General features: G+C 63.6%; 15 protein-coding genes, 1 tRNA gene, 2 other RNA genes and 2 pseudogenes. 6 read left to right on the top strand and 14 right to left on the bottom strand.

Features of this window, described 5'->3' with window-relative positions:
• Positions 1–109 precede the first annotated feature (109 nt).
• From ACZZ0O_RS13585 to ACZZ0O_RS13595, 3 genes are all read right to left on the bottom strand, one after another.
• Entirely contained in the window at positions 110–2,251 is a 2,142-nt protein-coding gene (locus tag ACZZ0O_RS13585) for a TonB-dependent siderophore receptor (protein ID WP_463591014.1), read from the bottom strand.
• A gap of 192 nt (positions 2,252–2,443) precedes the next feature.
• Positions 2,444–2,512: non-coding RNA, sX9 sRNA (locus ACZZ0O_RS13590), on the bottom strand.
• 471 nt (positions 2,513–2,983) lie between these two features.
• Positions 2,984–5,389: a penicillin acylase family protein gene (locus ACZZ0O_RS13595; RefSeq protein WP_463591015.1), complete on the bottom strand. Its 2,406-nt coding sequence runs from the start codon at positions 5,387–5,389 to the stop codon at positions 2,984–2,986.
• A 265-nt stretch (positions 5,390–5,654) separates the two neighbouring features.
• Here ACZZ0O_RS13595 and bfr point away from each other — a divergent pair, with 265 nt between their 5' ends.
• The gene (gene bfr, locus ACZZ0O_RS13600; RefSeq protein WP_463591016.1) at positions 5,655–6,140 is read left to right on the top strand and encodes a bacterioferritin; all 486 of its coding nucleotides are present in this window, start codon (positions 5,655–5,657) and stop codon (positions 6,138–6,140) included.
• A 280-nt stretch (positions 6,141–6,420) separates the two neighbouring features.
• Here the strand turns inward: bfr and ACZZ0O_RS13605 are convergent, their stop codons facing one another.
• The 5 genes from ACZZ0O_RS13605 to ACZZ0O_RS13625 form a co-directional block, all read right to left on the bottom strand.
• Positions 6,421–7,077 (bottom strand): thiopurine S-methyltransferase, encoded by a 657-nt coding sequence (locus ACZZ0O_RS13605; protein ID WP_463591017.1) that lies wholly within the window; start codon positions 7,075–7,077, stop codon positions 6,421–6,423.
• Positions 7,078–7,275: 198 nt separating this feature from the next.
• Positions 7,276–7,351: non-coding RNA, sX9 sRNA (locus ACZZ0O_RS13610), on the bottom strand.
• Between the two features lie 128 nt (positions 7,352–7,479).
• The gene (locus ACZZ0O_RS13615; protein ID WP_463591018.1) at positions 7,480–7,719 is read right to left on the bottom strand and encodes a hypothetical protein; all 240 of its coding nucleotides are present in this window, start codon (positions 7,717–7,719) and stop codon (positions 7,480–7,482) included.
• A 249-nt stretch (positions 7,720–7,968) separates the two neighbouring features.
• Positions 7,969–10,212, bottom strand: coding sequence for a DNA topoisomerase IV subunit A (parC, locus tag ACZZ0O_RS13620; RefSeq protein WP_055845059.1), 2,244 nt, complete (start codon positions 10,210–10,212; stop codon positions 7,969–7,971).
• 60 nt (positions 10,213–10,272) lie between these two features.
• On the bottom strand, positions 10,273–11,124 hold the full coding sequence (locus tag ACZZ0O_RS13625) for an AraC family transcriptional regulator (RefSeq protein WP_115559466.1): 852 nt from the start codon (positions 11,122–11,124) through the stop codon (positions 10,273–10,275).
• A 122-nt stretch (positions 11,125–11,246) separates the two neighbouring features.
• Here ACZZ0O_RS13625 and ACZZ0O_RS13630 point away from each other — a divergent pair, with 122 nt between their 5' ends.
• The 5 genes and pseudogenes from ACZZ0O_RS13630 to ACZZ0O_RS13650 all read left to right on the top strand — a co-directional run bounded on the left by ACZZ0O_RS13630 (position 11,247) and on the right by ACZZ0O_RS13650 (position 17,072).
• Positions 11,247–11,687, top strand: coding sequence for a MarR family winged helix-turn-helix transcriptional regulator (locus tag ACZZ0O_RS13630; RefSeq protein WP_115561715.1), 441 nt, complete (start codon positions 11,247–11,249; stop codon positions 11,685–11,687).
• Entirely contained in the window at positions 11,684–13,198 is a 1,515-nt protein-coding gene (locus tag ACZZ0O_RS13635; RefSeq protein WP_463591019.1) for an efflux transporter outer membrane subunit, read from the top strand. The genes ACZZ0O_RS13630 and ACZZ0O_RS13635 overlap by 4 nt, the downstream gene beginning before the upstream one ends.
• A gap of 10 nt (positions 13,199–13,208) precedes the next feature.
• Positions 13,209–14,402: an HlyD family secretion protein gene (locus ACZZ0O_RS13640; protein ID WP_055845048.1), complete on the top strand. Its 1,194-nt coding sequence runs from the start codon at positions 13,209–13,211 to the stop codon at positions 14,400–14,402.
• Positions 14,403–14,408: 6 nt separating this feature from the next.
• Positions 14,409–15,989 carry a DHA2 family efflux MFS transporter permease subunit gene (locus ACZZ0O_RS13645; protein WP_115512116.1) on the top strand — a complete coding sequence of 527 codons (1,581 nt, stop codon included), beginning with the start codon at positions 14,409–14,411 and terminating at the stop codon, positions 15,987–15,989.
• A 64-nt stretch (positions 15,990–16,053) separates the two neighbouring features.
• Positions 16,054–17,072: pseudogene (locus ACZZ0O_RS13650) on the top strand (integrase core domain-containing protein).
• A gap of 36 nt (positions 17,073–17,108) precedes the next feature.
• Here ACZZ0O_RS13650 and ACZZ0O_RS13655 read toward each other — a convergent pair.
• From ACZZ0O_RS13655 to ACZZ0O_RS13680, 6 genes and pseudogenes are all read right to left on the bottom strand, one after another.
• Positions 17,109–17,768: a 4'-phosphopantetheinyl transferase family protein gene (locus ACZZ0O_RS13655; RefSeq protein ID WP_463591020.1), complete on the bottom strand. Its 660-nt coding sequence runs from the start codon at positions 17,766–17,768 to the stop codon at positions 17,109–17,111.
• Positions 17,769–18,226: 458 nt separating this feature from the next.
• Positions 18,227–19,326, bottom strand: a protein-coding gene (locus ACZZ0O_RS13660; RefSeq protein WP_463591021.1) for an IS3 family transposase whose coding sequence is annotated in 2 segments (ribosomal slippage) — positions 18,227–19,065 and positions 19,065–19,326 — 1,101 coding nt in all. Because the reading frame shifts where the segments join, the coding sequence is not laid out codon by codon here.
• 59 nt (positions 19,327–19,385) lie between these two features.
• Positions 19,386–19,855 (bottom strand): annotated as a pseudogene (locus tag ACZZ0O_RS13665) (transposase); the annotation flags it as partial.
• Between the two features lie 249 nt (positions 19,856–20,104).
• On the bottom strand, positions 20,105–20,821 hold the full coding sequence (locus ACZZ0O_RS13670; RefSeq protein WP_463591022.1) for a DUF2884 family protein: 717 nt from the start codon (positions 20,819–20,821) through the stop codon (positions 20,105–20,107).
• Positions 20,822–21,266: 445 nt separating this feature from the next.
• A tRNA-Leu gene (locus ACZZ0O_RS13675) sits at positions 21,267–21,353 on the bottom strand.
• Positions 21,354–21,484: 131 nt separating this feature from the next.
• The gene (locus ACZZ0O_RS13680) at positions 21,485–23,674 is read right to left on the bottom strand and encodes a beta-glucosidase (protein ID WP_463591023.1); all 2,190 of its coding nucleotides are present in this window, start codon (positions 23,672–23,674) and stop codon (positions 21,485–21,487) included.
• Between the last annotated feature and the right edge of the window lie 25 nt (positions 23,675–23,699).

Genomic DNA, 23,699 nt, shown 5'->3' on the forward strand with positions numbered 1-23,699 from the left:
GTGCGTGTTGCATGGACGCAAGCGTGATCGTGATGGCGATGCTTGCCGGAGGGCGCGCCGGCGTTGCAAGCGTCCGTGCTGCAGATGTTTGAGCGACGAGTCGCCGTGCTCAGAAGGTATAGGCCAACTGCGCATAGATGCGTCGCGGCTCGCCCGGAAAGTGCCCGCCACGCGCGTTGAAGCCGCTCATCGCGTACACCTTGTCGAATAGATTCTTGACGTTGATCTGCAGCTTCCATGCGTCCCATTGCGTCTGCCAGCTGATGTCGTAGATGGCGTACGGCTTCACGCGCTGGCCGTCCAGGCTGACGCGCTCGCCCACATAGTCGGCGCCGAAGGCCACCGCCGAGCGCCAGGCCGGCAAGTCGTAGCGGGTCCACAGCCCGAGCGTGTTGCGCGGTGCATTGGCGAAGCGATCGCCCGATGCATTGGTGATGCCGTCGCTACCGGCATCGAGCACGCGCGCATCGTTGTAGGCGTAGGTCAGGTTGAGCACCCAGCGCTGGGTCAGATCGGCCAGCAGGTCAACCTCCAGCCCTTCGCTGCGCACCAGGCCCAGCGCAGATAGTTGGTTGACGCCATCGACGACGCTGCCGTTGGCCTGCACGATGTTGCTGCGCTCGATGCGATACAGCGCGGTATTGAGCGTCAGCCCGCCATCGTTGAGCGCGGTCTTCAGGCCAAGCTCCCATTGTTTGCTGCGCTCCGGGTCGAACGGGCCGCCGACGCTCGCATCCTGATTTGCCGCGTCCTGCGGCACAAACCCGCTGGCGTAACTCGCATAGGCATTGACGCCATCGCGCAGCACGAAGGTGCTGCCCACGCGCCAGCTGAGGTCGTTGCCGGTGATGCGCGAGCCATCCAGCAGGTTGTCGTCCTTGAAGCCATCCCAGCGCAGTCCGGCCATCGCATACCAGCGTGGCGTCAGCGTCAGTTCGTCTTGTAGATACGCGCCGTAGCGCAGGCTACGCGTGCTGGTGGCACGCCAGGGCAGCGTGTCCAGGCCGTAATCGTAAAAGCCGCTACGCCCGTAGACCGGGTTGAACAGGTCGATGCCCGGCACCTGCCCGCGCACGCGTCCGCTATCTGCGGTGTTTGCCGTTTGCGCGCGGAAATCGGCATCCAGGCGATAGTAATCGGCGCCCATCAGCAGCTTGTGTGCGATGGCGCCGGTGCTGGTGCGGAACACCGCATTGACGTTGCTGGAAATGGCATCGTTGTCGCGGTACTGGTTGCGCAACTGCCGCGTCATCCACTCGGCGGTGCCGTCGCGATCGCGGTCGATCAAGCCCATCGGCTCGTGATAGATCTGGTGCTCATCGTTTTTGAACCAGCGCAGCGCCATGTCCACATCCCACGCACTGGAGGGCGCAAACCGATACTGCGCGAACGCGACCTTGGCGCGCATGTCGAGAAAATCGGTGGGCTCGTTGTGGTTCCAGCGACGGTCGGTGAGGAAATTGCCGTCGTCATTGACCGGCACGCCGCGCAGACGATTGCCGCCAAGGTTCTGGGTGATATCGGTGTATTGCAGGGTGAGCTCGCCGGTGTCGCCGACATCGAAGGCCACCGAGGCATCGCCGATCTGGCTTTGGCTATCGGTGTTCCAGCGAAAGCCATCCTCGCCATCGGCATAGGCGCCGATGCGATAGCGGATGCGGCCGTCTTCGCGCGCCGGGCCGGTGGCTTCGAACGACGCTGCGCCGAACGATTGATTGCCCAGCTGCAGCTCCACCCGCCGCTGCGCCTGGTGCGCAGGCTTGCGGGTGACGTAGTTGATGACGCCGCCGGGTTCGCCGCCGCCATACAACGCACCGGCCGGACCCTTGAGCACTTCCACGCGTTCGATGTTGAATAGCTGCGGCACCGAGAAGCCTGCATACGGATCGCCACGTAGACCGTCGTAGAGCACGTTTTCCTGTCGGAACCCGCGCAAGGTGACGCCCGCGTAGCTGAAGAAACTGATGCCGCTGATGCTGCGATACAGATCGGTGATCTGGCGCGCGGCCTGGTCGTCGATCAACTCGCGCGGCAGCACCTGCACCGATTGCGGCACCAGCGCCAGCGGCGTGTCGGTACGCGTGGCGACCGCTGCATCGTCGGATTTGTACAGCGTCTGCGCACGGCCGACCACATTGATGCCATCGAGTTCGGTGACCGCAGGCGAGGTGCTGGTGTGCTGAGCGAAAGCGGATGGCGAGGGCAGGGCGAGCGCAGCGGTCAGCGCGGTGACAAGAAGCGTGGGGCGCATTGGTCGTTAATGATAATGGTTATCAAATGCATCTTATCATGCTGTGCTCGCTTGACGACACGCCCCGCCAGCCGTGCGGATGCCTAGACGCTTAAACGTGCAGATGTGCGAGGTGCAGCATCCAAAACGCCAAACGCCAAACGCCAAACGCCAAACGCCAAACGCCAAACGCCAAACGCAACTCATAAGCGTGGCTAACAAAAGGTAGCGAGCAGTCGTCAGGCGGGGGCGCGGAGTAACCGGAGCGTACGCGTGGTCCATACCGCATCGAACACCGGCCGCGCCCGCCTGGTGGCTGCACAGTCATTTTGTTAGTTGCTTTAAATGCAGACGTCAGAAGTGCAGCGCTCTCCTTCATCCGATGGGAGAAGGTGCCCGAAGGGCGGATGAGGGGACACACGAAGCCTCGTGGTGTTTGTCATGCACAAGCCGCTTGAAACAAGCCGAGGATGCGTCGCATCGCATGCTATCGGTCGCATGGCGTGCGCACGTATCCTCACCCCAACCCCTCTCTCGCAGGAGAGGGGCTACTGCGGCTCAACCATTTCTTCGCTTGCATCGAGACCGGTATCCGACAGATCGGACAACGCCAGCGCGCCTACTGCGGCTGCAAACGCAGCGTGTGCGTTGTGGTGGTCGGCAGGTCTCCCGCAGGAGAGGGGCTACTGCGGCTCAATCATTTCTTCGCTTGCATCGAGACCGTATCCGACAGATCGGACAACGCCAGTGCGCTTACTGCGGCTGCAAACGCAGCGTGTGGGTGGTGGTTGTCGGCAGGAATGGCGTGGGGCGGCCGTGGACCCAGTCGTCGTGGCCGGCGCCCCAGAACGGCGACAGTGGGTGGCCGCTCTGGCCGCCGGGCATGTGCACGATGCCGTCTTGCTCGTGGCCGGGCGACACCACCATGCGTTCGGAGGCGCCAAAGGCCGGGCCCTGGACGCGCGGCATGTCGCGATCGCCTGGGAGTTGGTCGGCCGGCATGCACAGCCAGCGCGCGGCCAACGCCGGCAGCGCGCGTGCGATCGGGTGGCAGATGGCGGCGGTGTTGCGCTCGCCCCAGGTGCGCTCATCGAGTGGCTGGCCTGGGTCGGCCTGTGCCACCAACTCCGCCTGCGCGCTGCGTGCAGCATCGCTCAGCAATTGGTCCCAGCTTGCAAAGGCAGGCGGCAGCAGGTTATCCGGGCGCTGCTGCAAGATCGGCCAGACGATGCCTTCCAGCTGTGCGCGACGCGGCGTCAGGAACTGCTCGCCCAATGCAGATTGGGCGGGCGCCAGCAGACCGGCTTCTACCGCATCGATGGTCTTGCTGCGGAAATCGCGCACGATGCGGTAGCTGGCCGACGTGGTGGATGCATGGCCGTCCCACTGCTGCGTCGCTTGTTCGATCTGCTGCAACGCCGGGTCCTTGCTGTGCTCGACCACGCTGCGCAACAGCTGCCACCAACGCGTCAGCAACAGCGCACGGTCGTCCAGCTGGATCGCCAGCAGATCGCGCTCGCTAAAGCGCTGCTTTGCGAACAAGTCGTCGCGGATCTGCTGCGCACGCGCGCCGAGGTCGTAGCCGGCATTGCCAAGCGTGGCCAGTTGTTGCGTATCGACCACGCGGCTATTGGCGGTCCATAGCCGATGCGAGGGCGGGTCGACCAATGCCGGCGCCGCATCGCTGCGCACCGGCCATGGCATGCAGGTGGCCGGTGGTGTGCCGGCCGGCGCAGGAGGTGTGGGCAAGGTCGGCTGCGCTGCAGAGGTCGCAAGCTCGGCAATGCCGGTCGGGCCGCATCCGGCGTTGCGTGCAGGACGTGCGCCGATCAGGCGCCAGGCGATGCGCCCGCTGCGGTCGGCCAGCAACAGGTTCTGTGCCGGAATGCCCGAGCGGTCGGCCACTTCAAATGCGCTCTGCAGGTCGCGTGCGCTGCTCATCTGTGCGAAGTCCAGACGGATCGCGCCGGGTAGCTGCGCGGCCCAGCGCAGCGCCAGCAGGCTGCCATCGGGGTTTTCATGCAGGATCGGTCCCCACGCCGCTTCGCGCACGTCCAGGCGCACCGGCGCAGCGCCCGCCACACGAATCGTTTCCACATGCGTGGTCAGCGCTTGCGGATGCTCGGGCGTGGCGGCGGGAATCCGCGCAAAGTCGGCGGTGTCGATATAGCTGTTGGTGAACGCCCAGGCCACATGGCCATTGCTGCCGACCACCACCGCAGGCAGGCCGGGCAGGGTGAAGCCGGTGACGTCCACCTTGCCGTCCGGCGCCGCGGCGTCGGGATAGCGCAGCCGCGCGCGGAACCAGATATTGGGCGCGCGCAGGCCCAGATGCATGTCGTCGGCGACGATGGCGCGGCCGTCGGCCGTGAGGCTGCCATCCACTGCAAAATTATTGCTGCCCGGGGTGGGTTGCTCGGCAGGCGGTGTAGCGGGCGGATGCGGCAAGCGACGCAGATCCAGCGCAGCCGCATCGGGTAACACGGCATCGCCGTGCGCCGCGCCGAACAGCGGCGCGTCCCAGCTGGACCCTTGATGATCGAGCAGCGCCGCCAGGGCGGGCGGCACCACGGCGCGGATGCGCGCGGCAGCCAGTTCGGTCTGATTGTCGCTGTCCTGCAGGTCGGCATACATCGCCAGGCCGGTGAGGATGGAGTCGTCCAACGTCCAGGCGCGCGGGGTCTGGCGCAGCAGCAGATATGGCCACGGCCGCACCGGCAGCGCGGCCAGACCTGCATTCACGCCGTCGGTGTAGGCCTGCAGAGCCGCGCGCTGGCTGCCGGCGGCGATGTCCAGGTTGGCATGCACGCGTGCGCGCAGCCGATGCACGCGGTTGCGCTTGTCCAGATCCACCGCCTTGGGGCCGAACAGTTCGGACAATTCACCGGCAGGCGCGCGGCGCATCAGGTCCATTTCGAAATAGCGCTCCTGCGCATGCACGTAGCCGAGTGCGCGCATCGCATCGGCCTGGCTGGCCGCGTCGATGGTGACCACGCCGTTGTGGTCGCGCTGCACGCCGACTGGGGCGGTCAGGCCGGTCAAGGGCGTCTCGCCGTCCAACTGCGCCAGGCTGCCGCGCAGCAGCAGATACAGCGTCAGGCCCGCGGCGAGCACCAGTACCACAGTTGCCAACATCAGCCGGGTCAGCCATTTGCGCATCGTCTATTCCTTGGAGCGTGGTTCGTGGGTAGCCGACAGACCTTGGCGGGCAGTAGGGCGGGAGCGGCCGCACAGGCGCATCAAATGCAGCGCCGGCCGATACCGCCCGTTTGCCGCTGCGCCGGGGTGATGTGGGGCGTCTCAGTGTGGCCGCAGATCATGACTGCGAGTGGTCTTGCCGCAAGCGCAACTGAAAGTGATTCCGATTAGATCATTGCCCGCCGGCTTAGTGCACCATGCGCGCATTGCGTTGCTGGAGCACACCATGAAAGGCCATCCCGAAGTCGTCGATTACCTCAAGCAGCTGCTACGCGGCGAACTGGCGGCACGCGACCAGTATTTTCTGCATTCGCGCCGCTACGAGGATCAGGGCCTGATGGCGCTGTACGAGCGCATCAATCATGAGATGCAGGAAGAGACCGAGCACGCCGACGCGTTGCTACGTCGCATCCTGTTCCTGGAAGGCGATCCGGATATGCGTCCGGCAGAGTTTGCGCCAGGCAAGACCGTGGTCGAGATGCTCGAGCGCGATTTGGTGGTGGAATACGAAGTACGCGCGGCGCTCGCTGCCGGCATGAGGCTGTGCGAAGAGCACGGCGATTACGTCAGCCGCGACATGCTGCTCAAGCAGCTGCAGGACACCGAAGAAGATCATGCCTGGTGGCTGGAGCAGCAGCTCGGCCTGATCAAGCGGATCGGCCTGGAGCTGTACCAGACCTCGAAGATCGACAAGGGCCACGTGGCCGGTTGATTGCGGGATCGCTGCTGACCGCTGTGCGGTGCAAGGCCGCGCGGCGGTGGCGGCCTCGGCGTATGGGCCAGCGCGATAGACGGCCCACGCATCGATTGCGCCCCGATCGGATGTGCTGATCTCATCGCTCTACCGCTGATCGAGCTGAGCTAGATCGCCGGCTTGGTGCCGGCGTTTTTCGTCAAGGCCGTCCAGGCGTCGAGAGTGGCGTTGCAGACTTTGTCTCGACGTTGCCTGCGGTCAGCCGCGGTGTAGCCGACACTGGCGGTGAGGCCGGGCGTCAGCTGCGTTGCAGGCGATACACCGCGGTGGAGAGCGCGGTGACGCCATCGGCACGGAAGCGCGGTTCCTGATCAAGGATGTCGCGCTGTTCCAACTGCTGCACCTGCCATTGCGCCTGAAACAGCGCCTGCACCTCGGCGGCATCCACCGCGAAGGGTGGGCCGGCCTTTTCGGCTTGCGGATAATCCAGCGTAATCAGTAGCCCGCGACACATTGCAGGCAAGCGCGCGTAGGTGGTTTCCAAGTACCGCCGGCGCAGATCCGCCGGCAAGGCCACCAGCGCGGCGCGGTCGTAGACCGCCGTGCAATCGGCTAATACGCTTGCGTCCAGCGCAAAGGCGTCGCCGCAGATGATCTCGATGGGGCCGGCGACGAAATGTTCGCCAGCGCTACTGATGTGGCGCTGCGGTTGCAGGTTGGCCTCATCGAAGAACTGCGTCACGGCCAGCGGCGAGAGCTCCACGCCCAGGACACGATGGCCTTGCGCAGCCAGCCAATGCAGATCCAGCGTCTTGCCGCAGAGCGGCACCAACACGCGTGCAGCGTGTGGCAACTGCAGTGCGGGCCAGTGCTTTTGCAGCAGCGGCATCACCTCATCCTGATGAAAGCCGGTCTGTCCGTCCTGCCAGCGCTGTAGCCAGAAGTTTGTGTCCATGGTCTCGTCGTGTTGGTGCAACGCAGTGCGGCATCGCGCTTACGAAAAAAATCGCGCCTGTGCGCGCAGCGCGGCAGGTTTGCTCAGTGTTGCGGGTGATGGAGTGCGTTTTGCTGCCAAGTGCATCGATCAAATCGCTGCCTGCGTGGTTGCATGCCACGAGGATGGCTCACCGAAACATGTCCGGTGCTTTAGAGCGGCTAACAAAACGTAGCGAGCAGTTGTCAGGTGGGTGTGGACGGCGCGCAGGGACCGGAGCGTACGCATGGTCCCTGCCGCACCGAGCACCGGCCGCGCCCGCCTGGCGGTGAGCGCAGTCATCTTGTTCGCTGCTCTTGGCAGAGACGCTACAGCAATTGCTTAAATCAGGTCGCGTGCCATGGACGGACGTGACTGCATGATTCAACTGGCTTGCAGACGCGCAATGAGTAGCAGTCCTTCTGCATCCGCAGAGGCCTGATCGTAATGAACCAGGCCACCAAAATCCGTATCGACCATGATGCCGTTGCCAAGATAGCTCCAGCTCTCGTGTCCCGGAAGATAATCGGCCATGTCCATGCAGGCAACGACTTTCCCGCGATATTGCGAGTCGATCTCGATGAGATCACCGGCGTTTGATTCTTGGCCATCCGCGTACAGCATTGAACCTCCCAGCCAATGCGCCGCAACGCGGTGCGTTGGTGATTCATTGCAATGGAAAATCCCGTCCTTCCACCTTCTGCCGCCGCCTCGGTAAACCGAGGTGGCGGAGATGCCAACCGCGCCGCCGCGCACCGATTGGATGGCAGACCGTTACTGCACTTCCAGTCCGTCGACCTTTTGCCGCGCCTCAGTGAAACGCGGCGGCGGCAATGCAACCGCGCCGCGGCGCATCACCGCGATAACAGGCCGTTACTGCACTTCCAGTCCATCCACCTTCTGCCACCCTCGCGGCAACAATGAGCCACGACTCGCACGTGTGCCCACATACGTGTCCAGATCCTTGAACGACAGGCTCATGGTGCGTGCGCCGCTGCGGACCAGCAGGGTGTTGCCCGGTGCCACCGCGACCACCGCCACCACGCGCTCGGTGCCGAGTTTGGCCTTGGGGATCTCGATGATCTTGTTGCCTTTGCCCTTGTCCAGCTCAGGCACGTCGGTGGCCGGCACCGCAAGCAGGTTGCCGGCGCTGGTGACGGCAACGATGCGGTCGGTCTGCGGGTTGCTCACCTGCGCGGGGCTCAGCACATGCGAGCCGGCGGTCAGGTTGAGCATCGCTTTGCCGGCCTTGTTGCGGCCAGTGAGGTTTTCGAAACGGGTCACGAAGCCATAGCCGTGCGAGGACGCCAGCACGAAGCGGGTGGCGTTGTCGGCACTGGCCATGACCTGGAACGACGCGCCCGAGGCCGGCGAAAAACGCCCGGTCAATGGTTCGCCGTTACCACGTGCAGAGGGCAGGGTGTGCACGGCAGTGGAGTAGGCGCGGCCGTCCGAATCCAGAAACGCCACCTGATGCGTGCTGCGGCTACGCACCGCGGTCAGCAGGCTGTCGCCATCGCGATACGACATGCCGGCCGGATCGACCTCGTGGCCCTTGGCTGCGCGCACCCAGCCCTTTTCCGACAGCACCACCGTCATCGGTTCGCTGGCGACCATCTCGGTTTCGTCGATCGCCTGCGCGGCGCCGCGCTGCACCAGCGGCGAGCGACGTGCGTCGCCGAACTTCTTGGCGTCGGCGGTGAGCTCGTCCTTGATCAGCTTCTTCAGCTTGGTCTTGCTTTCCAGGATGGCCATCAACTGCGCGCGTTCCTTGGCCAGCGCTTCCTGCTCGCCACGGATCTTCATTTCTTCCAGGCGCGCCAACTGACGCAGCTTGGTTTCCAGGATGTATTCGGCCTGTTCCTCGCTGAGCGCGAAACGGGCGATCAACACCGGCTTGGGTTCGTCTTCGCTGCGGACGATGCGGATCACTTCGTCCAGATTGAGGAAAGCGATCAACAAGCCTTCCAACAGGTGCAGGCGACGCTCGACCTTCTGCAGGCGATGGTTGAGGCGGCGGGTGACGGTGTCGCTGCGGAAGGTCAGCCACTCCGTCAGCAGCTGCCGCAGATTTTTGACCTTGGGGCGGCCATCCAGACCGATCACATTGAGATTGACGCGGTAGCTGCGTTCCAGATCGGTAGTGACGAACAGGTGGCCCATCAACTGCTCGGCATCCACGCGATTGGAGCGCGGCACCAGGACGACACGCACCGGGCTGGTGTGGTCGGATTCGTCGCGAATGTCTTCCAGCCACGGCAGCTTCTTGGCGCGCATCTGCTGGGCGATCTGTTCGATCACCTTAGACGGCGACACCTGATACGGCAGGGCATCGATGACGATGTTGGCGTGTTCTCGTTTATAGGTGGAACGTGCGCGCACGCTGCCATGGCCGGTCTCGTAGATGGCGCGCAGGTCGGCGGCCGGGGTAATGATTTCCGCGGTGGTCGGGTAGTCCGGGCCCAGTACGTGTTCGCACAGGTCGGCGACCGTGGCATCGGGGTCGTCGAGCAGGCGCAGTAGCGCGCTGACGATCTCGTTGAGGTTGTGCGGCGGTACGTCGGTGGCCATGCCGACGGCAATGCCGGTGGTGCCGTTGAGCAGCAGGTGCGGCAGGCGCGCCGGCAACCAGGTTGGCTCTTCCAGGGTGCCGTCGAAGTTGGCCGCCCAGTCGGTGGTGCCCTGGCTGATCTCGCCCAGCAGCACTTCAGCGATCGGGGTCAGCTTGGATTCGGTGTAGCGCATCGCCGCGAACGACTTGGGATCGTCGGTGGAGCCGAAGTTGCCCTGGCCTTCGATCAGCGGGTAGCGGTACGAGAATGGCTGCGCCATCAGCACCAGCGCTTCGTAGCACGCGCTGTCGCCGTGCGGATGGTACTTACCGATGACATCGCCCACGGTGCGCGCGGACTTCTTCGGCTTGGCGGCCGCGTTCAGGCCGAGCTCGCTCATCGCGAAGATGATGCGGCGCTGCACCGGCTTCAGGCCGTCGCCCAGGAACGGCAGGGCGCGGTCGAGCACCACGTACATCGAATAATCGAGATAGGCGCGTTCGGCGTACTCGCGCAGCGGCAGCTGTTCGAAGCCGTGGAAGGTGGGGCGGGTCAGATCGGTCATGTAAAGCCAGGTCCTGCGAAAGAAGAACCCGCACCAGAGCGCGGACTCGAAGAGCGCCGATTATCCGGATGCGGCGGGGGATGCCAAGCCGCGCGCGTGGCCGGCAGCCAGATAACGGGTGGGCGGGGCGCCGAAATGGCGGTGAAACACACTGACGAAGGCACTGGGGCTGCTGTAGCCGAGCTGGTCGGCGACCTGCGCCACGGCGCTGCCCTGGCTGAGCCGGCGCAGACCTTCGGCCAGCCGGGCCTGCTGGCGCCACTGCGCAAAACTCAACCCGGTCTCGTCGCGAAAATGTCGGCTCAGGCTGCGCGGCGACAGCCCGCCCCAATCGGCCCAGGCATCGAGCGGGCGCGGGTCGGCGGGGGTGGCGAGCAATTGCCGGGCAATCCGCAGCAGGCGGCGGTCGGCCGGCATCGGCAGGTGCAGGTGGTCGATCTGGACCTGGCATAGCTCGTCCAGCAGCACCGCGGCCAGCCGTTGCTGGGCGGTATCCAGCGGCTGATCCAGCGGCCAGCTGGCGGCGCGCATGATCGCTTCGCGCGCCAACCCGGTCAGCCGGATCACGCCGCCTTGCGCGGGCAGGGCGGCGCAGGCATCCGGCCGCACCACCACGCCCCAGCCGCGCATCGGACCGGCCAGTTCCACGGTGTGCTGCTGGCCGGGCGGCATCCAGCCGGCGCAGCCCGGAGGCAGCGACAGCGCGCCTTGCTCGGTGTGCACGGTCAGCACGCCTTGCTCGATAAACATCAGCTGCCCGCGCACATGCGTATGCCACGCGGTCTCCGGCGCCCACACCGCGCGCAGGTCGGCCAGGAAAGCGATCAGCACCGGCCCGTCGGCCCATTCGAAGCTGGCACGTACGCCAGGGGGAAGGGCGTCCACGGTCGTTGGCGGGTTTTCGATAGTCATTGGCCTGATTGTATTACCGGGCCAGGCAGAGTGGCGCGTAAGGTGACGATCCTTGCTGACGGTTTAATCCCGGTTGAGATATTTGCGTTGACAAATATATTTTTCGGAACAAAATGTGTCGCATGAATTTAACCCCCACCGCTCCGCCGTCGTTCGGGTTGCTGTTGCGCCAGGTGCGCGACGCACTGATGCGTCAGCTCGATGCCGAGATGAAGGGCGAGCTGCCCGACTTCGGTTTCAGTCACTACGTTGGTCTGAAGATCCTGGCAGTGCGTTCGCCCTGCACGGCCAACGAACTGGCGCAGGCGCTGGACCAGACGCCGAGCGCGGTGACCCGCCTGCTCGACAAGCTCGAGGCCTTGGGCGCAGTGCGGCGCGAGCCGCATGCCCAGGACCGGCGCGCGCTGCAGATCGTCATGACCGAGCAGGGCGTGGCGCTGTGGGAACGGCTGCGCTTGCGCGGTGAACGTGCGATCGAGCATGGCCTGCGCGACCTGGATGCCCCTGAGCGCGAGCAACTCACCTCCCTTCTTATCCGTGTCCGCGATGCACTCAACTCATGAACGCTGCTAGTTCCTTCATCCAGACGCTGCGCCCGCGCTCGATGCGCCTGGCGCGGCCGCTTGTTCTCACCGCGTTGACGCTGGCGCTGGCGGCCTGCGCCAGCAGCCGTGGCCTGGCGCCGCAGGGCACCGTGCTCGACGCCAGCCAGTTGCATGCCGAGCGCACCCTGGCGCAAGCCGGGCTGAGCCCGGCCGCATGGCCTGCTAGCGATTGGTGGCGCGCGCTGGGCGATGCGCAATTGAATGCGCTGATCGGCGAAGGCCTGCAGCACAGCCCCAGCCTTGACGCCGCCGACGCGCGCCTGCGCCAGGCACAGGCCCGTATCGGCACCGCGCAGGCCGATCGCGGCCCCAGCCTGTCGGTCTCCGGCGGCTATGCAGGCGTGCAGTTGCCGGAATCGGTGGCCGGCGAGGAACGCGGCGGACGCTTTGGCGGTAACGGTCAGCTGGTGGTGGATTTCCGCTACGGCGTGGACCTGTGGGGCGGCAAGCGCGCCGCCTGGGAAGCGGCGGTGGACACCGCGCACGCGGCCGAGGTGGATGCGCAGGCAGTGCGCCTGAACCTGTCGGCGGCGATCGCCGAAGCCTATGCGCAGCTCGACTACGCCTGGCGTCTGCACGATGTGGCCGACGAGGAACTGGCGCGCTCGCGCAAGACCGTGGAGCTCACCCAGCAGCGCCGCAGTGCCGGCATCGACAGCGATCTGCAGTTGCGTCAGGCGCAGGCCCGTGTGCCGGCCGCGCAGCAGCAGGTGCAGTCGGCGCAGCAGCAGATCGACGAGGCGCGCAACGCGCTGGCGGCGTTGCTTGGCCAGGGCCCGGACCGCGGGCTGGACATCGCACGCCCGGTGCTGGGCGCGACCATCGCCGCGCAGCTGCCGAGCAACCTGCCGGCCGATCTGCTCGGCCGTCGCCCGGACGTGGTGGCTGCGCGTTGGCGCGTGGAGGCGGCCGACAAGGACATCACTACGGCCAAGACGCGCTTCTATCCCAGCTTCAACATCATCGCCCTGGGCGGCGTAGTGAACCGCGATGTCGGCCAGTTGCTGGAAAGCGCGTCGGTGTTCGGCGTGGTTGCGCCGGCATTGAGCCTGCCGATTTTCGACGGCGGCAAGCTGCGCGCCAGTCTGGCCGGCAGCGACGCGCAGTACGACCTGGCGGTGGCCGACTACAACCAGAAAGTGATCGCGGCGCTGCGCGAAGTGGCCGACCAGGCCAACGCAGTACGTTCGCTGGAGCAACGCGCACGTGCGCAGGACGACGCCGTGCAGACCGCTGCTGCGGCATTCGATCTGGCGCAGCAGCGCTACCGCGCCGGTATCGGCGGCTATCTGGACGTGCTCAGCGTGCAGGAGCAATTGCTCGTCGCACGCCAGCGCATGGCCGGGCTGCAGTCGCAACAACTTTTGGCCTCGGTGAGGTTGCAGCGTGCGCTGGGCGGCGGATTCACGCCGGAGCCCGCACGCGACACCGCACACACCGCGCCCACTTCCGCACAACCGAATTCCTGAGACATCGACGATGAGCCAGACGACTCCAACTTCTTCCCAACCCGCGCCCGCCGCACCGAGCAAGCGCCGCGCGGCGCTGCGCATCGTGGCCATTGTGGTGATCCTGGCGATCATCGGCATCGTGACCTGGTACGTCCTGGTCGGCCGCTGGTACGAGGACACCGACGACGCCTACGTGCAGGGTAACCAGGTGCAGATCACCCCGATGGTGGGCGGCACGGTGGTCAGCATCGGTGCCGAAGACGGCATGCGTGTCGAACGCGGCCAGCTGCTGGTGCAACTGGACCCGGCCGATACCGCAGTGGCGCTGCAGCAGGCCGAAGCCAACCTGGCCAAGACCGTGCGCCAGGTGCGCGGTCTGTACCGCAGCGTGGAAGGTGCGCAGGCCGAATTGTCGGCACGCGAAGTCACCTTGCGCAGTGCCCGTGCTGACTTTGCGCGTCGCAAGAATCTGGCTGCCAGTGGCGCCATTTCCAATGAAGAACTGGCGCATGTCCGCGAAGAACTGGCTGCCGCCGAAGCGGCAGTGAGCGGCTCGCGCGAGAGCTTCGAGCGCAACCGTGCGCTGATCGACGACAGCGCGTTGTCCAATCAGCCGGATGTGCAGACGGCTGCAGCGCAGGTGCGTCAGGCCTATCTCAACCACGCGCGTACTGGTGTGGTGGCGCCGGTGTCCGGTTATGTCGCACGCCGTTCGGCGCAGGTTGGCCAGCGCGTGCAGCCAGGCAGCGTGCTGATGGCGGTGGTGCCGCTGGAGCAGGTGTGGGTGGAAGCCAACTTCAAGGAAACCCAGCTCAAGCACATGCGCCTGGGCCAGGAAGTGGAACTGCATTCGGATCTGTACGGCGGTGGCGTCGACTACACCGGTCGCATCGAGAGTCTGGGCCTGGGCACCGGCAGCGCGTTCTCGCTGTTGCCGGCGCAAAACGCCAGCGGCAACTGGATCAAGATCGTGCAGCGCGTGCCGGTGCGCATTGCGGTGGACAGCAAGCAACTGGCCGACAACCCGCTGCGCATTGGCTTGTCGATGAAGGTCGACGTCAATCTGCATGACCAGCAGGGCAGCGTGCTGCCGACCAAGCTGGCGACCGGCTCGGTGTTCTCCACCGATGTGTATGCGCAGCAGTTGCAGGCTGCCGACGCCGACATCCATCGCATCATCCAGGACAACCTGCCGTCGCAGGCTGCCAGCAAGGCGGGCTAAGCCACCATGTCTTCGCAAGCTCCCACCGCGTCCGGCGGCCCGGCGGCGCCGGCGCCCGCTGCCGGCTTTCGTCCGGCCAGCGTGGCGTTGTGCACCATGGGTCTGGCCATGGCCTCGTTCATGCAGGTGCTGGACACCACCATCGCCAACGTCTCGCTGCCGACCATCGCCGGTAATCTCGGCGCCAGTTCGCAGCAGGCCACCTGGGTCATCACCTCGTTCGCGGTGAGCACGGCGATCGCGTTGCCGCTGACCGGCTGGTTGAGCCGGCGCTTTGGCGAAACCAAGTTATTCGTGTGGTCGACGCTGGCGTTCACCGTGGCATCGCTGTTGTGCGGCCTTGCGCAGAGCATGGGCATGCTGGTGGTCGCACGCGCGCTGCAGGGGTTTGTCGCCGGGCCGATGTATCCCATCACCCAGAGCTTGCTGGTGTCGATCTACCCGCGCGAAAAACGTGGGCAGGCGCTGGCGTTGCTCGCAATGATCACCGTGGTCGCGCCGATTGCCGGCCCGATCCTGGGCGGCTGGATTACCGACAACTACAGCTGGGAATGGATCTTTCTGATCAACGTGCCGCTGGGCATCATCGCCAGCAGTATTGTGGGGTCACAGTTGCGGCATCGCCCCGAACAGCTCGAAAAACCGCGCATGGATTACATCGGCCTGATCCTGCTGGTGGTCGGCGTGGGCGCGCTGCAGCTGGTGCTGGACCTGGGCAATGACGAAGACTGGTTCTCGTCCGACAAGATCGTGGTGCTGGCCTGTGTCGCCGCCGTGGCGCTGGTGGTGTTCGTGATCTGGGAACTCACCGACAAGGACCCGATCGTCGATCTCAAACTGTTTCGGCACCGCAACTTCCGCGCCGGCACCTTGGCGATGGTGGTGGCGTATGCGGCGTTCTTCAGCGTGAGCCTGTTGATCCCGCAGTGGCTGCAACGCGACATGGGCTATACCGCGATCTGGGCGGGCCTGGCCACCGCGCCAATCGGCATCCTGCCGGTGTTGATGACGCCGTTCGTGGGCAAGTACGCATTGCGGTTCGATCTGCGCATGCTCGCCACCGTCGCCTTTATCTTTTTGTCGTTCACCAGCTTCTTGCGCTCCAACTTCAACCTGCAGGTGGACTTCAGCCACGTGGCCACCGTGCAATTGGTGATGGGTGTCGGCGTGGCGTTGTTCTTCATGCCGGTACTGCAGATTCTGCTATCGGATCTGGACGGGCGCGAGATCGCAGCCGGCTCCGGCCTGGCCACGTTCCTGCGGACGTTGGGCGGCAGTTTTGCTGCATCGCTGACCACGTATCTATGGGCGCGCCGCACGCAAGTGCACCACGCGCACATCACCGAACACATCTCGGTCTACACGCCCGGCATGCAGGAACAGGTCACTGCGATGGGCCAGGGCGACCTGCAACGCGGCGCGGCCTCGCTCAACAACATGATCAACCACCAGGCCTCGCAGATGGGCTTCAACGACATTTTCTATCTGCTCGGCTGGACCTTCCTGGCGATCATCTTCTTCCTGTGGCTGGCGAAGCCGCCGTTCGGCGCGGGCGCCGGTGGTGCCGCGGCGGCGGGTGGGCACTGAGCGCACGGCGTTCCCCGACTTTGTGTGGTCCCCAGTTTGGAGTCCAATTCCCTATCTCAAGTAGATTGGACGTGAAGAAATCTTTTTTGATGCGCAGATTGTCGGCTTTCTATGCGAGGCCGAAGCGGGCGTGGTAATCAAAGATCTGCGCCGACGATATGGCTCCAGCGAGGCCTCATGCTATCTGTTGCTCAGCAAGTTCGGCAGAGTGAGATTGCTCGATGGCAGGCGGCTCAAAGATCTTGAGCCGGAGAGCGCCAGGCTGAAGAAGTTGCTTGCCGAGCAGCTGTTCAAGAACGACCTGATCGAGGATGTGCCGCGAAAATGTTTGGTGTGTCTGTGCGCGAGTAGATCGGGAGTAGTGTCAGCGAGCGTCGTGCCTTGGCAGCAATTGCCATAAGCGCCATTGGTTGCGCTAATGTCAGAGAAAAAAATCGCAACATGGAGCTACGCGAGCGCGCTCTTGCGCCGGCCCATCGCCATCGCCATCGCAGCCATGCCGTGGGGATCATTTACCTCAAGCTGCGACAGTAAGGGCGTATCCTGGAATACAATCATGTGGAGCGGTTGTAACGCGAGCAGCAGCTGCAGGTCCGTTGCCGTAGGCGCACAAAGGTGCCACCGACGGTCAGGTGGTCAAATATCTGGGAATTTTGGATGACGTGGGACACGAAGCGGTCGCCATTGGGGTGGAGCGCGTGATCTCGGGACACAGCGTTGCGCGCTTGCTGGGTCGGTTGGCGCACAGTAGCGCCTTGCCGCATGTAATCTGCATTGACAACGGTAAGGAGCGTTGCGGCAAAGCAGCGGGGTCGCTTGGGCGCATGCCAGTTACCGGTAGCTACGGCTCATACAACCAGCCAAACCAAGCAGAACGCCTACGTCGAATCGTGCAATGGCCGACTACGTGACGAACGCCTCAACAAGCACTGGTTCCCAGCGTTTCTGTATTCGCACGCCGAGATCGAGCGCTGGCGACGCGAATGTAACGAGGACCGACCCAAAAAGGCTATAGTTGGTATGACATCTGCTGCTTATGTGCAATGTCTCGTAAACAACAATATCATCAATGGTTGTCTTTAGACGTCAAACCCCGGCAAGAGTCGCCTGTATTTTGACTTATGAATGCTCAAGAGTGCGTCCGATCAATCGGAAGACACGGATGCTCACTGGCTCTCGTGCCGAGGCGGAGGCGAAGATCCCGAGCGGGGCTGGGACGTCAGCCACGAGTGGCGGCTCAATAACACGTTCGATCGTGGTCGGCATCCATTGTGTGTTGATGGTTTGACCGTTGGGAACACGGAGGCTGCGCGGTTCCAAGTTAAAGCCCTGCCCGAGCTGTTTCATTACGGCCTCCTTGCGCGTCCAAGTACGATAGAAGGATTCAATGCAGGTGATGTTCTCGTGCTGGTGCGAGATGAGCGGGACAAGTGCTCGCACGTCGAAGTTGTCGCGAACCTGTTCGCAATCGATACCAATTTCAGACATTGAAACGGCGATAGTAGCCCACCCATACGAGTGCGACATGCTGAAGTGGATAGGCAAATCTTTAAGATATGGCTTTCCATGGTTGCCAAGTGAAAATTGCAAGGAATTGGCCTCTGCGCGGAGATAAGCTGCCAGAATAGCCCGCTTTGCAAGATGACTTTGCTTATAGCGATGTCGAAGCTGTTCGGTTAGGAAACGCGCGCATTTGTTGCGCTCGTACACGTCCTCAAGCTCTCCGCTGAGCAGTCCAGCATCAAGGTCAAAATGGAAGACGTCCATGTTGGTTGACATGGTAGGCAGATCAACGATTTCGGTGAGGTGTATCTGGATCATCGATGCAGTGTGGGCTAATTTGCTTGTATTGGTCAAAAATCAGAAAGGCGTCTAGTTGACTAGATTTTTCTGCTGTCGTGTTCGATCGTTCCTGTCACTCACTTGCGGTCGAACAAATCTGAGCGAGACGAGTTCAATTAGCTTCCGAATCTGCCTAGCCGTTCGAGGATTAGCTTAGATTTGACTCATCTAGCCAAAGGTTTCTATCAAGCTGTTGTCGTGGAGTCTGTTCATCAAATGCGGCTATAAGGCTTGTACGTCAACCATCGAGGCCGAGCGGGCTACATCTGGTAAGGCCAACATGCATGCAAGACGTTTAGCGCCCACAAGCCTTTCGACCATGCCCACCGAAGATTTATCTGCTTTGGGTGAAGGGTTGTAGCTTTTTGCAGGTGAAGCGTCCTCGATTCTTCGAGTCACTCAGAAGTAGAGGTGGTTGTTGATTGTGCCATTGCGAAGCGGATGGGCGGCAAGCCGCCGAGTGATCGATGTGGCCGTTGGTGGTTGTATCGATGACGCCAGTCCTCTGCCATGCGCCGAACCTCGTCGAGCGTGGTGAACACGAAGCGGTCCAGCACTTCGGTGCGGAAGGTGCGGTTGAAGTGTTCGATGTGGGCGTTCTGGGTAGGTTTGCCGGGCTGGATGTGGATCAGGGTGACGCCGTGCTGCTGTGCCCACTGCCTGAGCGCAGCGCTGATGAACTCGGGGCCGTTGTCCAGGCGCAGTCGCCTTGGAGCACCACGCAGCTCGACCAATTCGTCCAGTGCGCGGATGACCCGTGCCGAGGGCAGGCTGGTGTCGATTTCGATCTTCATCGATTCGCGATTGAAGTCATCGTTGATGTTGAAGGTGCGGAAGCGGCGTCCAGACCACAAGGCATCGGACATGAAGTCCGCCGACCAAGTGTGGTTTGCCGCTTGCGGGATCTCCAGCGGCGCGCGGATGCGGTCAGGTAATCGGCGCTTGCCGCGACGTGGAAGGTTGAGCTTCAGCGCGGTGTAGACCCGCCAGGCGCGGGTCTTGCCCCAGCCCTGCGGTCGCAATGCCCAATCCATCAGCAGGCCAAAACCGTGGCCGGGGTTGTCCTTCAAGTGTGCCTCGATTGCGGCAATGAGCGGGCCATCGTCGCGCTGGCGCGGACGGTAATGCCGTGCAGATCGGGACAGCTGCAGCACCCGATCAGCTCGACGGGCACTGAGGCCGTGAGTAGTTTGCATGGCCAGACTCAATTCAAGTCGACGAGCCTGGCTCAACCTTTTCGCGACAGCACGTCCTTGAGCGCGTGGTGATCCAATGCCAACTCGGCATACATGCGCTTCATCCGGGCCAACTCGGCTTCCACATCCTTTAGATGCCGCAACTGCGACACCTCCATGCCGGCGTACTTGGACTTCCAGACGTAATAGGTCGGCTCGCTGATCCCGTGCTTGCGGCAAGTCTCGCCAACCCTTGCACCGGCCTCGACTTCTTTGAGGATCCGAACCATCTGTTCTTCGGTGAACTTCGACTTCTTCATACAGAGCTCCTTGGGATGGAACTCTACTTCCAAGTGGATCGAGTTAACGAGGACGCTTCAATCTGAAAGAGCTTTCCGAATCCACGCTCGGGAAAGCGCTCGGCCAATTCGGACAACAGCGCAATGACTTCCTCGTCGCGATCGGGGCGACACCGATAACGCGTTGTCGAGCGAGCCACGCCAACGACTGAACAGGCCCGCCGCTCGGTCCAGCCATGCTGGTCGAGGAGCCAGGCAAGAAGCGGGCGCTTGTGCGCCGGGTCTACAGCTTTTTTGCGATCAGATCTTTCAACGCATGGTTCTCCATCGCCAACTCGGCATACATCCGCTTGAGCTTGACATGCTAAGCTTCAACATCACGCAGCCGCTGCACGTCGGAAGCTTCCATGCCGCCGTACTTGGACTTCCAGACGTAGTACGTCGCATCGGAAATGCCCAGCTCACGGCACACATCCTTGACCTGGCGGCCGCCCTCGACCTACCTCAGTATGGCGACGATCTGGCTTTCGGTGAACTTGCTTTTGCGCATCGTTGGTCTCCTAGAGGGCTAGTTTGCCCGGAGACCTTTAGCTATGGGCGGATCAATTTTACAGGAGGCTGACGATTTCTTGAACAACCCGGCTCTCTGCTCCGCGTGGCCGTCAGCCATTTGCTGCATTTGTCGGCAGCTCCGATACGCTAGTGATGCGTCACCGAAGATCCCGGCGTGTCATCGATGTCTACTTTAATTTTCACGGGTTGCGGCGACGCAAGCGCTCCATCGCTGGCGATGTCTTTTTCAACCACAGTGCGTGTGCGCGCCGCTGCGGTGATAGTGTTGCGATCGCTCTCCGGCACTGCATCGAGCAGCTGCAATGCGTGGCGCTGGGCGCAGCTCCAGTGCATCCTGCACGGCGCTTAGCGTGCGCACCTCGCTGCATGACGCGGCTGTCCTCGCTTCGATTGAGCGTGCCCGCGCATCCAGTCTGGCGTCGAGTTGGCCATCCATCGCCTTAGCGCGTGCATCGATCGCATCCGAGCGGCCGGTCATGATCTGCCACAGCATGTGACGCGCGATGCTGCCTTTGAAGGCTTCGGCTTCGTGTTCGACATAGCGCTCGAAGTTCCCATCAAAGGCCTGTTGGTCCCAGCGTCCCTTGCCAAGCGTGCCATCGACATAGTCGTTGGCACGCTTGCGCAGGCGCGTGATCTTGCGGGCGTTGAGCGAACTGCCGGTCAGCACCTCGATCACGCCGCCCAGCGCGTCGTAGCTCAGGTCGACCGCCGCGTGTGCCAGCTCGGCGACCTGCGGCATCAGCGCGCGGGTATGTTGTTCCATCTCGCGCAATCGCTCGCTGTCGGCAGCGCTGATCTGTTGCACCTGGTGATCGATGCTCAGCTCGCCAGCGTGGAAGAACACCTCGCGCCGCACGCCAGTGTCGCGGTAAAGCCAGATGCCGCCGCTGTCGGCGAGCACATTGAACGCCGTGCCGATGCCGCATTGGTGCGATGACACCTGGGCTCGATGCGTCTGCGACGCGCCGGTATGGGCCTGCTGTGGCCACGCGGGCGTGCTGAACGTGGCAATCAGCAGCAAGGCAAGTGGCAGCGAGCGGCGCATCGGGGATTGCCATGATGGTGACGAGGCATCCTCATGCGTTTGGATCGCGTGCGGCGCGTGTCGAAAGTCATTGCTATGGCGCTTGGGTGTTTGTTGGACGCGGCGGCGCGCTGTGATGTGTTGCTGGCAACACATCACAGGGGTCCACCACGCATGCGCTTGCTGCCCGGCGTGAGCTTGGCCGGTGCCTTGGCCGCGCGATGGCGGAATCGTTCGCCGGACCTGCCGCCGGAGACTGCCTGCTACAGCCACGGCTCAGCGGCCAGTAGTGCGCTAAAGCAAACGCCCAAACGCAAAAAACCCCGCCGAAGCGAGGTTTTTTACGATCTACCGTGAGTCGTGGTGCCCAGGAGAGGACTCGAACCTCCACGAAGTTGCCCCCGCTAGCACCTGAAGCTAGTGCGTCTACCAATTCCGCCACCTGGGCGACTCAGGGGGCGAATTGTGCAAGCTGCGCGGGCGGCTGTCAACGCACTTTCCTACATTTTTTGTGTGCGGCATGCAGCGCTCGGCAGCCGGACGCGGCGTGCGCATGGATCGCGCGCGCCGCGCCGCTGTTTAAGGCAGTTGCGTCGCCTGCAAGCGGACCTCCGCACTCTGCACCGGCTCATTCGCCGAGCGCGCCAGTTGCACGCGGTAGGTGCCGGCAGCGATCTTCCAATGACGTGCCTTGGCATCGAAATCGGCCAGCGTCTTCGGTTCTGCAATCACCTGCACGCTGCGCTTTTCGCCGGGCTTGAGGGTGAGCTTCTGCCAGCCGATCAGGCGCAGCGGTGTGGCATGGCCGTCGGGCAAGGTGACGTAGAGCTGCGGCACTGCGGCGCCTTCGTGCTGGCCGGTGTTCTCCACCTCGAAGCGTGCGGTGAGGGTGCTGCCTTGCGCGTCCACCTGCAGGCCGCCCATGCGGAATTGCGTGTACGACAGACCGTGCCCGAACGGATAACGCGGGGTGAGCTTGCGCGCGGCAAACCATTTGTAGCCGACGTTGGCGCCTTCGATGGCGTAATCGATGCTGTCTTCGCCCGGCTTGGCCGGCTTGAAGCCCAGACCCGGAATCGACGGGCGCGGCAGCTGCGATTCGTCCACCGGCCAGGTCACCGGCAAATGGCCGGACGGATTCACCGCGCCGGTGAGCAGGTTGGCGATCGCCTCACCACCGCCGATACCCGGATACCACGCCTGCAGCACCGCCGGTACGCGCTCTGCCCAGGGCATGCGCACGGGGCCGTTGGTTTCCAGCACCACGGTGGTCTTGGGGTTGGCCTTGGCCACTGCGTCGATCAACGCATCCTGGTTGTCGGGCAACTGCATGTCCGGCAGGTCCACCGATTCGGCCGCCCATTGGGTGGCGAACACGATGGCGACATCGGCCGCTTTTGCCGCACGTGCGGCCGCATTGCGGTCATTGCCGTCGACGTAATCGATCTGCACGTTCGGCAATGCCGCGCGCAGTGCCTGCAACGGCGAGGACGGATGGATGATCACCGGGCCCGGCCAGGTGGTCGGGGTGAGCCCGGGCACCGCGTTGCCGCCATTGATGGTGTAGTCCACGCGCGAGGAGCCGCCGCCGGACATCACGCCCTTGTCGGCGTAGCCGCCAATCACCGCGATGCGGCGCACGTCCCTGGAGAGCGGCAACAGGGCCTGCTCATTACGCAGCAACACGCTGCCTTCTTCGGCCACATGCTGCGCGGCCAGTTGCCCGGCCTTGCCATCGATGGGTTGGCGCTGGGTCGGGTGATCGAACGCGCCATGCGCAAACAGGCTGCGCAATACGCGCTTGACCATGTCGTCGAAGCGCGCGCGGGGCACCACGCCGGCGCCCACCGCCATGCGCAACGGTGCATCGAAGAACACCGCCGCATCGAACACTTCGCCGGCCGATTGCTGATCCAGTCCAGCCAGCGCGGCCTTGGAGCCGCTGTGCACGCCGCCCCAATCGGACATCACATAGCCGGGGTATTTCCATTCCTGTTTGAGCACTTGGTTGAGCAGGTAATCGTGCTCGCAGCCGTAAATGCCGTTGATCTTGTTGTACGAACACATCACCGACGCCGGGTCGCCGATCTTCAACGCAATCTCGAAGGCCAGCAGGTCCGACTCGTGCATCGCTTGCTCGCCAATCTCGGCGCTATGGAAGTTGCGCCGGGTTTCCATGTCGTTGAGCGCGAAGTGCTTCATCGTCGACAGCACGTGTTCGCTCTGCACGCCGCGGATCGATTCGCCGACCATGGTGCCGGCCAGCAGCGGGTCTTCGCCGGCGTATTCGAAGTTGCGCCCGTTGCGCGGATCGCGCTGCAGGTTGACGCTGCCGGCCAGCAGCACGTTGAAGCCCTGCTGCCAGGATTCGCGGCCCATGGTCTTGCCGCCGGCAAAAGCCAGCTGCGGGTTCCAGCTGGATGCCGTGGACGGGCCGGACGGCATCGCGGTGGCGAAGTCGCCCTTGCGGATGCCGCCTGGATTGGTCACGCCCACGCCGGCATCGGCCAGCTGCTGCGCGGGGATACCCAAGCGTTGAATGCCGGGCACATAGCCTGCCGACCCCAGCGCGCCTTCCGGCTTGGGAATCTTGTCGGTGCCCAGGCCGAAATAGCTGCGCAGCATCTGGAATTTTTCGTCTTCGGTCATCTGCGCCAGCAGCCGGTCCGCACGTTGGTCGGCGGTCAACGCGGTGTCCATCCATGGCTGCGCTGCCGCTGCGGATTGTGCGAGTGCCAACGGCGAAGACAGCGCGATGCCCAGGCCCATGATCACCGCCAAGACGAGCGGGCGA

It is taken from the genome of Xanthomonas sp. AC360 (assembly GCF_979258225.1).

Coding starts and splice junctions, on each gene's coding strand:
- ACZZ0O_RS13585 (WP_463591014.1), bottom strand. CDS start 2,251: ATGCGCCCCACGCTTCTTGTCACCGCGCTGACCGCTGCGCTCGCCCTG.
- ACZZ0O_RS13595 (WP_463591015.1), bottom strand. CDS start 5,389: ATGCGCAAATGGCTGACCCGGCTGATGTTGGCAACTGTGGTACTGGTG.
- bfr (WP_463591016.1), top strand. CDS start 5,655: ATGAAAGGCCATCCCGAAGTCGTCGATTACCTCAAGCAGCTGCTACGC.
- ACZZ0O_RS13605 (WP_463591017.1), bottom strand. CDS start 7,077: ATGGACACAAACTTCTGGCTACAGCGCTGGCAGGACGGACAGACCGGC.
- ACZZ0O_RS13615 (WP_463591018.1), bottom strand. CDS start 7,719: ATGCTGTACGCGGATGGCCAAGAATCAAACGCCGGTGATCTCATCGAG.
- parC (WP_055845059.1), bottom strand. CDS start 10,212: ATGACCGATCTGACCCGCCCCACCTTCCACGGCTTCGAACAGCTGCCG.
- ACZZ0O_RS13625 (WP_115559466.1), bottom strand. CDS start 11,124: ATGACTATCGAAAACCCGCCAACGACCGTGGACGCCCTTCCCCCTGGC.
- ACZZ0O_RS13630 (WP_115561715.1), top strand. CDS start 11,247: ATGAATTTAACCCCCACCGCTCCGCCGTCGTTCGGGTTGCTGTTGCGC.
- ACZZ0O_RS13635 (WP_463591019.1), top strand. CDS start 11,684: ATGAACGCTGCTAGTTCCTTCATCCAGACGCTGCGCCCGCGCTCGATG.
- ACZZ0O_RS13640 (WP_055845048.1), top strand. CDS start 13,209: ATGAGCCAGACGACTCCAACTTCTTCCCAACCCGCGCCCGCCGCACCG.
- ACZZ0O_RS13645 (WP_115512116.1), top strand. CDS start 14,409: ATGTCTTCGCAAGCTCCCACCGCGTCCGGCGGCCCGGCGGCGCCGGCG.
- ACZZ0O_RS13655 (WP_463591020.1), bottom strand. CDS start 17,768: ATGTCAACCAACATGGACGTCTTCCATTTTGACCTTGATGCTGGACTG.
- ACZZ0O_RS13680 (WP_463591023.1), bottom strand. CDS start 23,674: ATGGGCCTGGGCATCGCGCTGTCTTCGCCGTTGGCACTCGCACAATCC.